Source organism: Leifsonia sp. 22587 (genome assembly GCF_052044215.1).
GTDB lineage: Bacteria > Actinomycetota > Actinomycetes > Actinomycetales > Microbacteriaceae > Leifsonia > Leifsonia shinshuensis_C.
In genome coordinates, this window is the sequence record NZ_JBQENB010000004.1 from 21,238 (window position 1) to 34,703 (window position 13,466).

The 13,466-nt window shown below is 72.4% G+C and carries 13 protein-coding genes; 6 read left to right on the top strand and 7 right to left on the bottom strand.

Annotated elements, in window-relative coordinates:
- Position 1: 1 nt before the first annotated feature.
- Genes ACTJI1_RS15835 through ACTJI1_RS15850 form a run of 4 tightly spaced genes read right to left on the bottom strand, consistent with a single transcriptional unit; the run spans position 2 to position 3,419 of the window.
- On the bottom strand, positions 2-880 hold the full coding sequence (locus ACTJI1_RS15835) for an NAD(P)H-hydrate dehydratase (protein ID WP_440743410.1): 879 nt from the start codon (positions 878-880) through the stop codon (positions 2-4).
- A complete protein-coding gene (locus ACTJI1_RS15840) occupies positions 873-1,601 on the bottom strand; it encodes a histidine phosphatase family protein (RefSeq protein WP_440743411.1) in 729 nt (242 codons plus the stop codon). The genes ACTJI1_RS15835 and ACTJI1_RS15840 overlap by 8 nt, the downstream gene beginning before the upstream one ends.
- Positions 1,598-2,536 (bottom strand): hypothetical protein, encoded by a 939-nt coding sequence (locus ACTJI1_RS15845; protein WP_440743412.1) that lies wholly within the window; start codon positions 2,534-2,536, stop codon positions 1,598-1,600. Before ACTJI1_RS15845 ends, ACTJI1_RS15840 begins: the two co-directional genes overlap by 4 nt.
- A gap of 10 nt (positions 2,537-2,546) precedes the next feature.
- Entirely contained in the window at positions 2,547-3,419 is an 873-nt protein-coding gene (locus ACTJI1_RS15850; RefSeq protein WP_440743413.1) for a helix-turn-helix transcriptional regulator, read from the bottom strand.
- A gap of 101 nt (positions 3,420-3,520) precedes the next feature.
- On the opposite strand from ACTJI1_RS15850, the gene ACTJI1_RS15855 reads away from it, so the two are divergent.
- Entirely contained in the window at positions 3,521-4,297 is a 777-nt protein-coding gene (locus tag ACTJI1_RS15855; protein WP_440743414.1) for an SDR family oxidoreductase, read from the top strand.
- Positions 4,298-4,357: 60 nt separating this feature from the next.
- On the opposite strand, the gene ACTJI1_RS15860 is transcribed toward ACTJI1_RS15855, so the two are convergent.
- Positions 4,358-5,446, bottom strand: coding sequence for a DUF998 domain-containing protein (locus tag ACTJI1_RS15860; RefSeq protein WP_310128153.1), 1,089 nt, complete (start codon positions 5,444-5,446; stop codon positions 4,358-4,360).
- Between the two features lie 162 nt (positions 5,447-5,608).
- On the opposite strand from ACTJI1_RS15860, the gene ACTJI1_RS15865 reads away from it, so the two are divergent.
- Both ACTJI1_RS15865 and ACTJI1_RS15870 read left to right on the top strand, forming a co-directional pair.
- Complete coding sequence (locus ACTJI1_RS15865) at positions 5,609-7,453, top strand: glycoside hydrolase family 15 protein (RefSeq protein ID WP_440743415.1); 1,845 nt, start codon at positions 5,609-5,611, stop codon at positions 7,451-7,453.
- Positions 7,444-8,001, top strand: a complete 558-nt coding sequence (locus ACTJI1_RS15870) for a hypothetical protein (RefSeq protein ID WP_440743416.1) — start codon at positions 7,444-7,446, stop codon at positions 7,999-8,001. The genes ACTJI1_RS15865 and ACTJI1_RS15870 overlap by 10 nt, the downstream gene beginning before the upstream one ends.
- Before the next feature lie 15 nt (positions 8,002-8,016).
- On the opposite strand, the gene ACTJI1_RS15875 is transcribed toward ACTJI1_RS15870, so the two are convergent.
- Together ACTJI1_RS15875 and ACTJI1_RS15880 are read right to left on the bottom strand one after the other, a co-directional pair.
- Entirely contained in the window at positions 8,017-8,730 is a 714-nt protein-coding gene (locus ACTJI1_RS15875) for an alpha/beta fold hydrolase (protein WP_440743417.1), read from the bottom strand.
- Positions 8,731-8,786: 56 nt separating this feature from the next.
- Complete coding sequence (locus tag ACTJI1_RS15880; protein ID WP_440743418.1) at positions 8,787-9,251, bottom strand: DUF2000 domain-containing protein; 465 nt, start codon at positions 9,249-9,251, stop codon at positions 8,787-8,789.
- Positions 9,252-9,354: 103 nt separating this feature from the next.
- Here ACTJI1_RS15880 and ACTJI1_RS15885 point away from each other — a divergent pair, with 103 nt between their 5' ends.
- The 3 genes from ACTJI1_RS15885 to ACTJI1_RS15895 all read left to right on the top strand — a co-directional run bounded on the left by ACTJI1_RS15885 (position 9,355) and on the right by ACTJI1_RS15895 (position 13,323).
- Complete coding sequence (locus tag ACTJI1_RS15885; protein ID WP_310128162.1) at positions 9,355-9,810, top strand: Lrp/AsnC family transcriptional regulator; 456 nt, start codon at positions 9,355-9,357, stop codon at positions 9,808-9,810.
- 53 nt (positions 9,811-9,863) lie between these two features.
- Positions 9,864-10,682, top strand: coding sequence for an aldo/keto reductase (locus ACTJI1_RS15890; RefSeq protein WP_440743419.1), 819 nt, complete (start codon positions 9,864-9,866; stop codon positions 10,680-10,682).
- Between the two features lie 97 nt (positions 10,683-10,779).
- Positions 10,780-13,323: an ATP-dependent Clp protease ATP-binding subunit gene (locus tag ACTJI1_RS15895; RefSeq protein ID WP_440743420.1), complete on the top strand. Its 2,544-nt coding sequence runs from the start codon at positions 10,780-10,782 to the stop codon at positions 13,321-13,323.
- Positions 13,324-13,466: the final 143 nt, after the last annotated feature.

Below are 13,466 nucleotides of genomic sequence, written 5' to 3' on the forward strand. Positions count from 1 at the left end.
GTCAGCCGACGGCCTCCAGTTCGGCTGTCAGGCGGTCCACGATCTCGGAGGCCAGGTAGCCCAGGCGGCCGACGCGGGCGCTCAAGGACCGCCCCGCCGCGGCGTGCAGTGCGGTGCCCCAGACCGCGGCCTGCAGCGGTTCCGCGCCCCGTGCCGCGAGACCGGTGATGGCACCGGCCAGGGCGTCGCCGCTGCCCGAGGTGCCGAGCCCGACATCCCCGTCGCCCACCGTGAGCAGCCGCCCGTCGGGTGAGGCCACCCTCCCGAAGCAGGACACGACCGCGCCGTACCGCCGCGCCAGCTCGCGCGCGTCGGTGTCGAGGTCGCCCGTCTCGCGGCCGAGCAGGCGCGCGGCCTCCTCGGTGTTGGGGGTGAGGATGCGCGGGCCGGTGCCCGCGAGCCGCGGATGCCCGGCGAGCGCTCCGAGGGCGTAGGCGTCGAGCACGAGGACGGTGTCGCGCCCGGCCGCCCGAGCGGCGCGGGGGAGCATCCGTGCGGTCTCCGCGGCGTCGTCGAGCCCGGGACCGAGCAGCACCGCGTCGGCCCCGGCGAGATCGTCCGCCGCGGCCCGGACGCCGGTTCCGCGGATGCTGCCGGCGGATGTCTCCGGGAGGGGGACGACACCGCACTCGGGCACGGCGACGGCGACCTGGGCGGCCACCGACCGGCCGACGGCGAGCGTGAGCCGCCCGGCGCCCACGCGGAGCGCCGCCCGGCCGGCGAGCATCGCGGCGCCGGGGGAGCGGAGGGCGCCGCCGACGACGAGCACCTCGCCGCGGGAGCGCTTGGAGCCGCTCGGCTCGGGCAGCGGCCAGGACCGGAGCATCTCGGGCGTGACCTCCTCGGCCGGGGGCAGCGTCCGCCGCGCGCGCTCAGGCATCGGTGCGCGCCTCTCCCGGGTGCTCCGTCGACGGCAGCCCCGCGGCGGCCAGGTGGGCGTCGTCGGCGAACGTGCGCAGGCTCCAGCCGCCGCCGTCGCCGCCGTCGTTCCGCAGCTCGGTCACCGAGGCGTTGGCGACCGGATGCGTCAGCAGGTGCTCGGCCAGCTGCGCCTCGGTCATGCGCAGCAGCACGTAGAGGAACAGGCTCACGACCGCGTCGTGCGCGAAGACGACCACGACGCCGTCGGGACCGCTGTCGGCCATCGCGTCGCGCAGGAACGAGCGGATGCGCAGCGCGACATCCGTCCACGCCTCGCCGCCCGGCGGCCGGTAGTAGAACTTGCCGGTCCAGCGGCGGCGCTCCGCCTCCAGCGGCAGCCGTCGCTCGACGCCGATGGCGGTCAGGCGGTCGAGGATGCCGAGCTCGCGGTCGCGGAGCCGTTCGTCGAGACGCAGCGGCACCTCCTCGCCGAGCGCGAACCGCGCGGTCTGGATCGCGCGCCGGTAGGTCGAGCTGTAGAGCACGGCGTCCGCGGGCAGCGCCTGCCGGAGCCGGGCTCCGAGGGCCGACGCCTGCAGCTCGCCGAGCGGCGAGAGGGTCACATCGGGGTCGCGCGCGTCGACGGCGATGACCTCGGCGCCGGCGGCCTCGGCCGCCGCGGCCGCGACGTTCGCCGTGCTCTCGCCGTGACGGATCAGGAGCAGGGTGCGGGCGGTCATGCCGTGGACTGTACGCCCGCCCAGTCGAGCACGCGCAAGGCCCGCAGCGTGATCCAGCGGCTCGGTTCGCCGACGGTCTCCATCGGCACGGCCGGCCGCCCGGGGAGCAGGCGGTCGAGCGTCCAGCGGCCGTCCGGCCGTCGCCGGGAGGCCACGTGCGCGACCGCCTCGGCGAGACGGTCGTCGTACGGCACGCCCGCGGTGCGCAGGTGGTCGAGGCCGCGCAGCACGTCGTAGTGCCAGTAGTACGGGAAGGCGAACTCCAGCCACGCGTCGTCGATGATCTCCCCGGTGGTCTTGCGCCGCATCAGGCCGCGCTCCAGCAGGTACTCCTGGCCGCGGCGCAACGGCTCGGCCACATCCGTCGGTCCGCCGGCGTCGCGGTACGCGGCCAGCGCCTCCACGACGCAGATGGTGCTGTGGAACGACCCCGGGTCGTCGAGCGTGTCGGCGTAGCAGTTCCAGCCGCCGTCGGTCTGCTGCCCGTCGAGGAGCTTGCCCAGGATGGTCTCCGACGCGAACCCGAGCGGCGCGGCGGCGGTGAGCACCCGTCCGTTGATGCACGGCTCGACCTCTCCGTCGAAGAACGGAGCGTGCTCCCACTCCTCGCCCCAGTCGACGCCCTCGGCGGTGCGCGCGGCGGCGGCCCGCGTGCGCTCGCCGTCGGCGCCCAGCAGCACCAGCAGCAGGAGCACGGAGTCCGTCGCATCCCGGTCCTGCGGCTTCCACACCGTGCCGCCCCAGGTGCCGCCCGGATCCTGCGCGTCGAGCAGCTGCGCACCCCAACCGTGGCGCTCGACCTTCTCACGCTCGGCCGCGACCTCGTCCGGGTCGGCCCCCACCACGTCCCGCAGCGTCTGCCAGCGGATGGACGGGTCCCCCTCGAGGAGCCAGCGGACGGTCGCGTCGTCCCGGCTCCTGCCGTTCTCGCTCATGCCGGAGAGGTTAGCCCTCGCCGCCGACATGCGCAGCGGGGGAGCCGCCGAACGACTGGGTTCCCAGCACGCCCAGCAGCGCCAGCTTCTCGGCCGCCTCGCTACGCGGCGGGGCGGTCAGCACGAGCAGGCACTGCGACTGGTCCTCGGTGAACAGCGCCTGGCAGTCCAGCTCGATCGGACCGAGCTCGGCGTGGATGAGCGTCTTGTGGTCCTCGAACCGGCGGGCGACCTCGTGGCGCTCCCACAGCTCCGCGAACTCCGGGCTCTCGGCGAGCAGAGCGCGCACCAGTTCCCCGGCGCGCGAGCGCGGCCCCATCGCGCCGTAGGCGTCGCGGAGCGAGGCGACCTGTGCGCGGCTCTGGCGGGCGCGGTCCTCCTCCGGGTACTGTGCCCGCGCATTCTCCGGGTCGGTGAACCAGCGGTAGTACTCGCTCCGAGCCAGGCCCGTGTAGCCGGATCGGTCGCCGAGCAGCGCCACCGCCATCCGGTTCTGCACCAGTGCCTCCCCGAGGTTCGAGAGCACGAGGGCGGGCGTGTCGTCGAGCCGGTCGAGCACCCGCTGCAGCGCCGGGGAGACGTGGCCGCCGCCCGAGAACCGGTCCGGAGTGTTGTGGCCGGCGACCCGGTAGAGGTAGTCGCGCTCGTCGTCGGTGAGGCGCAGCGCGCGGGCGAGCGACGACAGCATCTGCTCGCTCGGCTGCGGGCCGCGCCGCTGCTCCAGCCGCGTGTAATAGTCGGTCGACATGGCGGCGAGCAGGGCGACCTCCTCGCGGCGGAGGCCGGGCGCGCGGCGGCGGGCGCCCTCGCTCAAGCCCACGTCGGACGGGCGCAGGCTCTCCCGGTGGCGACGGAGGAAGTCGGCGAGGGCGGCACGATCCATCCCTCCATGATGCCGCCCCGCCCGGCGGCGAACCAGGGATCGCGGATCCCTGGATGAACGGTCCGCTTCCTCCGCTCCGTCAGCCGCCCGACAGTGGAGGCATGAACATCACAGGGAACACCGTCTTCATCCCCGGAGCCACCAGCGGCATCGGGCTCGCCCTCGCCGTCGCCCTGAAGGAGCGCGGCAACACGGTCATCGTCGGCGGACGCCGCACCGAGCTGCTCGAGCGGATCGCCGCCGAGCACCCCGGCATCGGCACCGTCCGCATCGACACCGCGGACGCCGACAGCATCCGCGAGGCCGCCGCCGAGGTGCTCGCGGCGCACCCGGATCTCAACGTGCTCATCGCCATGGCCGGGATCATGCGCGTCGAGGACTGGCACACGCCGGCCGGCTTCCTCGAGTCGGCCGAGCAGGTCGTCACGACCAACCTGCTCGGCCCGATCCGGCTCATCGCCGCGTTCGTGGAGCACCTCCGGACGCAGCCCGACGCCACCATCGTGACCGTCTCCTCCGGACTCGCGTTCACGCCGCTGAAGGTCACCCCGAGCTACAACGCGAGCAAGGCCGGCATCCACATGCTGAGCGAGAGCCTCCGCCTCCAGCTGGCCGACACGTCGGTGCGCGTCGTCGAGCTCGAGCCGCCCGCGGTGCGCACGGGCCTCCTGCCCGGTCAGGAGGAGAGCGAGTTCGCGATGCCGCTCGACGAGTTCGTCGCCGAGGTGATGCAGCTCATCGAGACGCAGCCGGACGCGAAGGAGCTGCAGGTCGAGCGCGTCAAGTTCCTGCGCTACGGAGAGGCCCGCGGCGACTACGACCGCGTGGTCGAGGTGCTCAACGCCTCCGACCCGCACGCACGGGACGCAGCGGCCTGAGCGACCGGCCGCGCGGTGCGACCACGGCCGGGCCCGCGGAGCACCGCGCGCCCGGCCGGGTCACCCCCGTGCCCCCGCTCCGCTCACGCGGAGGAACACGGTCAGCCAGCCGAACACGATCACACCGGCGACCAGCTCGGTCGCGGTGAGCACGTAATAGCCGGTGACGAAGAAGACGGCGACCAGCACGATCACGCCGAACGACACGTAACCGAAGACGAAGAACGAGCGCGGCGCACCGGGGAGGGCGGGCCGGACCCAGAACACGAGCAGCGCGAACGCGATCAGCATGCCGACCGCCGACACGTTGTGCAGGATCTGCGACACATCCAGCGGGAACAGCCCGACCCCGGCCAGCAGCACGCCGATCAGGATGAGGCACACGCGCACCCGGAGGAGCCGCGGCCGCTGCTCGGGCTCGACGCCGGTGAGGTCGGTGGCGTAGCGGGCGATCGCCGCCATCATCAGACCGGCGACGATCAGCGTGAGATTGAACGTCAGCGACGAGACCGTGTTCGACATGCCGAGCGCGCTCAGGTGGTACTGCCACCAGTGCGGGTCCGGGGCGCTGAGCATGGCCGCGATGATGCCGACGATCGCGAAGACGGCGAGCACGGTCGACAGCCGCATCAGGTCGATGCGCGTCGCCGAGAGGAACACCGCGTAGGCCGTCACGCCCACCGCGACCCCCGCCAGCGCGGTCGCGGAGACGGCGTAGACGGTCGCGTCCGTGAATCCGTCGGCGAGCACCGCGCCGAGGGCGAGCCAGCCGAGAAGGGCGATGATGCCGTGCGCGATGCCGATCACGATCGTGTCGAAGACGGCGGAGGCGGTGACCGCCCGGCGCGCCGGATGGTCGCCGGCCGGCTGCCGGCTCGGGCTTCCGCCGAACGGGGTCAGCGCATCCCGGTGCCAGAGACGGCCGACGACGTAGGCCACCACGCCGACGACGCCGGCGGCCAGCGCCGTGAACTGGGAGACCGAGCCGGGGCCGGCGATCGGGAGCGACCGGCCCCAGAAGAACGGCAGCGACGCCAGCGCGCCGAGCACCAGGGCGGCTCCCCCGACCACGATCGCAGCGCCCTCCAGGTTGAGCGCGGCGGCGCGTGCCGTCACGCGTTCGGTGCTCCGCTGCCGGGTCTCGGTCATGGCGTCCACCCCTCTTCGGCCGCATGATGCCTCGCGCGGGGTGGCCCGGGCAAGACAGCGCGGATCCGGCCGTGCCGCGCGACCTCCGTGGTGCCTTCCCGCGCTCGCGAGACCGGCGTTAGCATGCGCGCGAGACCGGGTCCCCGGCCGGAAGGGGCGGACATGGAGACGAGAACCAACGGGGACGGGATCCCCGCCATCGACGACCACGGCATGATCGGAGACCTGCAGACGGTCGCCCTCGTCTCCACCGAGGGGAGCATCGACTGGTTCTGCGCCCCGCGGTTCGACTCGCCGTCGCTGTTCGCGTCGCTGCTCGATCCGGAGAAGGGCGGCTACTTCCGCATCCGGGCCGTGGGGGAGCGGATGCGGGTCAAGCAGATGTACTTCCCGCAGACGGCGGTGCTGATCACCCGCTTCATGTCCGAGGACGGCGTCGGCGAGGTGATCGACTTCATGCCGGTGGCGGACGAGCCGACCGTGGCGACCACGAGCCGGGTGATCGTGCGCGGCATCCGGGTGGTGCGGGGGACGCTCGACTTCCGCATCGAGTGCCGCCCGCGGTTCGACTACGGGCGCCGCCCGCACACCGCGACCGCGTCGCGGCACGGGGTGCGGTTCGAGGACGGCGAGACCAGCGCGGCGCTGCACGGGGTCGGCCCGGATGTGCTCGACGGGGACGACGTCGACACGACCATCACGATGGCGACCGGCGACCTGCGGCTGTTCGTCTTCGAGACCGAGCCGAGCGGCGAACTGCGCGACATCGGTAGGGCGCGCGGGATGCGGCTGTTCCGGGACACGGTGAACTTCTGGCGCGACTGGCTGTCGCGCAGCACCTACACCGGGCGCTGGCGGGAGTCGGTCGAGCGGTCGGCCATGGTCCTCAAGCTGCTGCAGTACGCCCCGTCCGGTGCGCTCGTCGCGGCCCCCACAGCGGCGCTCCCGGAGCAGCTCGGAGGCGTGCGCAACTGGGACTACCGGTACACCTGGATCCGCGACGCCTCGTTCTCCGTGTTCTCGCTGCTTTCGCTCGGCTACACCGAGGAGGCCATCGCCTTCATGCTCTGGGCGGCGGACCGCGTGGTGGAGCAGGTCGGCGAGGCGTCCGGACCGCTCAAGATCATGTACCGGATCGACGGGTCGTCGGACCTCGAGGAGATCACCCTCGACCACTTCACCGGGTACGCCGGCTCCCGGCCGGTCCACGTCGGCAACGGCGCGGCCGACCAGCTGCAGCTCGACATCTACGGCGAGGCGATGGAGGCGCTGGCCATCGGCGAGCGCTTCCGGCCGATCGGCAATCCGGGCTGGACCAAGCTCCGCGGCATCCTGGACTGGCTGGCGGAGAACTGGGATCAGCCCGACGAGGGGGTGTGGGAGACCCGCGGGGGCAGGAAGGACTTCACCTACGGCCGCATCATGTGCTGGGTCGCCTTCGACCGCGGGCTGCGCATCGCCCGCGACCGCGGCCTCCCCGCGCCGCTGGAGACGTGGACGGCGGCGCGCGACGCCATCTACGAGCAGGTGTTCACGAAATGCTGGAACCCCGAGCGGAAGGCCTTCACCCAATACCCGGGCACGGATGTGGTGGACGCCATCACCCTGCTGATGCCGCAGGTCGGGATGATCTCGCCGCAGGACCCGATGTGGATCTCCACCCTCGACGCCATCGGGGAGGAGCTCGTCACCGACAGCCTGGTGTACCGCTACAACCCCGCGGCCTCCCCGGACGGCCTGCCCGGTGCGGAGGGCACGTTCTCGCTCTGCACCTTCTTCTACGTGATGGCGCTGACCGACGCGGGACGCCTCGACGAGGCGGAGTACGCGTTCGAGAAGATGCTCACGTACGGCAACCACGTGGGGCTGTACGCCGAGGAGGTCGACCCGAGCGGTCTCCAGCTGGGCAACTTCCCGCAGGCGTTCACCCATCTGGCGCTGATCCGGGCCGCGATCGACCTGGACGCGGCGCTCGCGACCCGTTCGGCCCGGCGCGCATGGACCTGAACGACTCCGGCGAGGGACCCGAGGGCGCTGTCCGGCGCGACGCGGACATCCATCGCGGCCTGTGGCGGCACTGGGGGTCGCCGGCGGCCATCTACGGCACGATCGTCTACGCGAGCGTGGTGGCCGCGGCCTCCGGAGCGAAGGACGACCAGGCGTCGGCGATCCGCCTGCTGGTGTTCAGCCTCGTCAGCATCGTCGTGTTCTGGCTCGCGCACGTGTACTCCACGGCGCTCGGCTATCACGGCGACGCCGGGCGGGACGGCGACCGCGTGCGCGACTCGCTGCGCTATGCGCTGCGCGAGTCCGGCGGGATGCTGGAGGCCGCGATCGTGCCCAGCATCCCGCTGCTCCTGGCGGCGCTCGGCGTGCTGCCGGCAGACTTCGGCGTGAACCTGTCGCTGTGGCTCTCGGTGCTGATGCTCGCGCTGCTCGGTTTCTCCGTGTTCTTCGTGCGCGGCCGCTCGCTGCTCGTCTGCCTCTCGGGGGCGGCGGTCACCGGCGCCTTCGGGGTCGCGGTGATCCTGCTGAAGAGCGCGCTGCAGCACTGAGTCGCACCGACGCGCTCAGCGGTCGGCGAGCTCCGCCAGCAGCGCACCCAGCTCGGACGGGCGCGTGAACATCGGCCAGTGCCCGGTGGGGAGCTCGACCACGTCCAGGCGCTCCAGCCTGCCGACCTCGGCCAGCACGGGCGAGCCGGAGTCGACCCAGGAGCGCAGGTCGGCCGGGGTGAACTCGCACGCGACGATGGTGGCCGGGACCGACCGGCGCCGGGGGTCGTCGGCCAGCTCGATCGGGGTGGTGGGGATGGCGCCGGGCTCCGGCACCGCGCTGCGCCGGAACTCCTCGCGCTGCTCGTCCGTGAGGTCGACCAGGTCGGCGTCCTCGAACTCGTCCCACTGCAGCAGGTCGATCTCGCCGTCGACCGGGGTCAGGTCGCCGGCGATCACGCCGCCGGGGCCGAGCGGCCACGAGTCGACGTAGACCGTCCGGGCGATGCGGTCGGGCCGCTCGGCGGTCGCGGCGTACGACAGCGGACCGCCGCCGGAGTGCCCGACCAGGACCACGTCCCGCTCGCCGGCCCGGCCCACCTGGTCGATCCGCTGCACGATGGCGTCGACATGGTCGCGGACGCCGATGCTGCCGCGGTCGGTGTCGCCGGGCGCCAGCCCGGGCAGGGTGAGCGGGTGCGCGTGGTGCCCGGCCCGCTCGATGACGGGCGTCACCTCCCGCCATGCGTCGGCGCCGAGCCAGAATCCGGGTACGAGAACGATCTCCATGCGCCGACGGTAGCGCCGGCCGCCGACATCGCGGGAGGCCCGATCGGGCGATCCGGTCAGAGCAGCGGCAGGCGGCCGACGATCCGGTCGACGCGGTTGCGCGGGCCGACGACGCTGACCGCCGCGAGCAGAAGGTCGGGGGAGGCCGTGGCCGCGACGGTCGCGAGGTACTCGTCGTAGACGCGGGTCTGCTGGGCGGCGACCGGCATGTCCGAGACGAAGACGCCCTCCGAGGACTCCGCCTTCGCCCGGATGCCGACGAGCTGTTCGGCCGTCGCGGCCAGCACCGAGCATCCCGCCCAGGGGAGCCCAGGATGCTCGCCGCCGTCCGCATCCACCGCGGCGGACCCGAGCAGGCCGCTCACGTGCGCCTGCGTCGCGGCGGCGACGCAGGCGGCCGCGTTGACCGCGATCCCGGGCGCGAGAGCGGCATCCACGACGATCACCCACTTGAGCCGGGCCGAGCGCGTCGGCGCGGCGGTGTCGATCTCGTCCGGTCGGAAGCCGACGGATTCGGGCATTCAGGTCTCCTTCGTTCGGTCGAATCGAACCGAACCTAGCGAGGATGCGAGCCGCTCGCACGAACACCGAATTTCGTTCGACAGAGCGGCTAGGATCGCGCCCATGGACGAACTTGATCGGGCGATCCTGCGCGAACTCCAGTCGGATGCGCGGCGCAGCAACCGGGACGTGGCCGCCGCCGTCGGCGTCTCGCCGAGCACCGCGCTCGAACGCACGCGCCTGCTGCGGCGCCGCGGGATCATCCGCGGGGCGGTGCTCGACGTCGACCTCGCCGCGATCGGCCGGCCGGTCCAGGCCCTCATCGCGGTGCGCATCCGTCCGCCGTCGCGTCCGGTGATCGAAGGCTTCCGGGACTGGGTGGCGTCGCTGCCCGAGACGCTCGGCGTCTTCGTGACCAGCGGCAACGAGGACTTCATCATCCACGTCGCCGTCGCGGACAACGAGAGCCTGTACGCCTTCGTGATCGACCGGCTGACGCAGCGCCGCGAGATCGCGGACGTGCGCACCAGCGTGGTCTACGAGCACCTCCGCAACGGCCGTCCGGAGCCGGTCGACTGATCGCGGGGCGGGGCTACGATGTGCGGCACCGCATCCTTCAGGAAGGAACCCCCATGCCCGCACTGACCGACACCTTCACCCTCTCCAACGGCGTCACCATCCCCAAGATCGGTTTCGGCACCTGGCAGATCCCGGACGGGTCCGAGACCTACGACTCGGTGCGCACCGCGCTCGACGCCGGCTACCGCCACATCGACACGGCCCGCGCCTACGGCAACGAGGCGAGCGTTGGACGCGCGGTGCGCGACAGCGGCATCTCCCGCGACGAGATCTTCATCACCACCAAGTGCCCCGCCGAGGTGAAGGACGCCGAGGGCGCCCGGCACGCGTTCGAGCGCTCGCTCGCGCTCCTCGACCTCGGCCACATCGACCTGTACCTGATCCACGCGCCGTGGCCGTGGAACGCGATCGGCAGCGACCACCGCGCCGGCAACATCGAGGTCTGGAAGGTCTTCGAGGAGGTCTACGAGGCCGGCAGCACGCGCGCCATCGGCGTGAGCAACTTCGAGGTCGCCGACCTGGAGTCGCTGCTCGGCTCGACCGACGTGGTGCCGCACGCGAACCAGATCCGCTGGTTCGTCGGCAACACGCAGCCGGAGACGACGGCCTTCAGCAAGGAGCACGACATCCTCGTCGAGGGCTATTCCCCGCTCGCCACCGGCCGGCTGCTCGAGAACGCCGACATCCGGGAGATCGCGGAGAAGTACGGCAAGTCGGTCGCCCAGGTCAGCATCCGCTACCTGCTGCAGAAGGACATCCTGCCACTGCCGAAGTCGACGACGCCGGAGCGCATCCGCGAGAACGCGGACGTCGACTTCGAGCTGTCGGCCGAGGATGTCGCCGCCCTCGACGCGCTCGACGCGGGGGAGTGACCGCCCCGGACGCGCATCCCGGCACGACGGAATAAACCAGTCCCTCCTGCGTTGGACTTGAGTGCACAAGGCTCAACTTTCAGAAACAGGAGAACACGTGCCTGAGAACTTCACTCCCGACGGTGACAGCGCCAACTCGTTCGACGAGTTCCTCGCGCGGTACCTCGCGGGTGAGCGTGCGCGTAACGCACGCTCCATCGACATCAGCCGCTTCCTCAGCCGGCGCACCCAGGAGATCCTGGCGGAGGCCGGACGGTTCGCGCTGGAGCACGGCCACAGCGAGCTCGACGCGCTGCACGTGCTGCGCGTGATGGCCGAGCAGGAGCCGGCCGCCGACGCCATGCGCCGCATCGGCGTCGACCCCGCGCGGGTCGCCGAGGCGGCCGAGTCGCGCCTGCCCGCCCCGGGCGACGTGATCCACGCGGACGGCGCATCCATCACCGGCCCGCTTCAGCGGACCCTCTTCCACGCGTACCAGGTGGCTCAGGCCTCCGGTGCGACGTACATCGACCCCGAGCACGTCTTCTTCGCGCTCGTGATCGGCCGGGACGCCCCGGCCGGCCGCGTGCTGCAGGCCGCCGGCGTGACCCCGGAGGCCCTCACCGAGGCCATGCGTCAGAGCACGACCGTCGGCGGCGGCCAGGCGGGCCCGGAGGCCGCCGAGAACGGCTCCGAAACCCCGATGCTCGACCAGTTCGGCACCGACCTGACCGCTCTTGCGCGCGACGGCAAGCTGGACCCGGTCATCGGCCGGCTCGACGAGATCGAGCAGACCGTCGAGATCCTCTCCCGCCGCACCAAGAACAACCCGGTGCTGGTCGGCGAGGCGGGCGTCGGCAAGACGGCGATCGTCGAGGGCCTGGCCCGCGCGATCGTTGCCGGCGACGTGCCCGAGCAGTTGCAGGACAAGAAGGTCGTATCGCTCGACCTCGCGGGGATGGTCGCAGGGACCCGGTACCGCGGCGACTTCGAAGAGCGGCTCACCAAGCTCATGGACGAGATCAGCGACGGCAAGGACCAGCTGATCGTGTTCATCGACGAGCTGCACACCGTTGTCGGCGCCGGAGGGTCCGGCGAGTCCGGCGGCATGGACGCCGGCAACATCCTCAAGCCGCGCCTTGCCCGCGGCGACCTGCACCTGGTCGGCGCGACCACGCTCAAGGAGTACCGCCGCATCGAGAAGGACCCGGCGCTGGAGCGTCGCTTCCAGCCGGTGACCGTCGGCGAGCCCTCGATCGAGGACGCCGTGCTCATCCTCGACGGCCTCCGCGCCGCCTACGAGGAGCACCACGGCGTGCGCTACACCGAGGACGCGATCCGCGCCGCGGTGGAGCTCTCCGACCGCTACATCTCCGACCGCTTCCTGCCGGACAAGGCCATCGACCTGATCGACCAGGCCGGCGCCCGGCTGCGGCTGTCGCTCGGCAGGCGGGTGGACTCGTCCGCCCTCATGGAGCGCCTGGCCACGCTGGAGTCCGAGAAGAACTCCGCCGTCGCGGCCGAGCACTACGAGGAGGCGTCGCGCCTGCGCGACGAGATCGAGTCGGTTCAGCGGTCGCTGGACGAGCTCGCTGCCGCACCCCGGGTGGATGCGGTGGTCGGCGAGCCGGAGATCGCCGGCATCGTCTCGCGGGCGACCGGCATCCCGGTGTCCCGCGTCGGCGAGGCCGACCGCGCCCGCCTGGCGCGGCTCGAGTCCGAGCTGCACGAGCGCGTGGTGGGTCAGGACGACGCGGTCGTCGCGGTCGCCAAGGCCGTCCGGCGCAACCGCACCGGCCTCGGTGACGAGCGCCGCCCGGTCGGCAGCTTCCTCTTCCTCGGCCCCACGGGCGTGGGCAAGACCGAGCTGGCGAAGTCGCTCGCGGCATCCCTCTTCGGCGACGAGAAGGCCATGCTGCGGTTCGACATGAGCGAGTTCGGCGAGCGTCACACCGTCGCCCGCCTGGTCGGCGCCCCTCCCGGGTACGTCGGCTACGACGAGGCCGGTCAGCTGACCGAGCGCGTGCGCCGCAACCCGTACTCGGTGGTGCTGTTCGACGAGATCGAGAAGGCCCACCCGGACGTCTTCAACCTGCTGCTGCAGGTGCTGGACGACGGGCGCCTGACCGACGGCCAGGGCCGCACGGTCGACTTCCGCAACACGGTGGTCATCATGACCTCGAACCTGGGCTCGGAGTTCCTCGCCAGCCGCAGCGGAGCCCTCGGCTTCGTACCGGCCGGCTCGGACGGCTTCGCGTCGGAGAAGGACATCCGCGACCGCGTGATGGGCAAGCTCCGTGAGGCGATGCGTCCGGAGTTCCTGAACCGCATCGACGAGATCGTGCTGTTCCGCAAGCTCGACGCCGTGCAGCTGCGCGACATCGTCCGCCTGCTGCTGAACGCGACCGCCTCCCGGCTGGCTGCCCGCGACATCGCCTTCGAGGCGACGGATGCGGCGGTCGCCTGGATCGCGGACACGGGCTACGAGCCGGAGTACGGCGCCCGCCCGCTCCGCCGCGTTATCCAGCGCGAGGTCGACGACCGCATCGCCGAGCTGATGGTGAGCGGCGAGCTCGCCGAGGGCGGCCGCGTGATCGTGGACGCCGAGGCCGGCGACCTGCGCGTCGCCGCCGCCCCCGCGGCGCTCCCCGTCGCGGCGTAACCCGCCCCGTCTCACCCGCCCAAGCGCCGGCCCTGCCCCAGGGCCGGCGCTTTCGCGCATCCATGGAGGGGGCGCAACACGCCGTTGTCCTGCGCTCCAATGTCGCCCGGCGCAAAACGAGGGGGCGCAACACGCCGTTATTC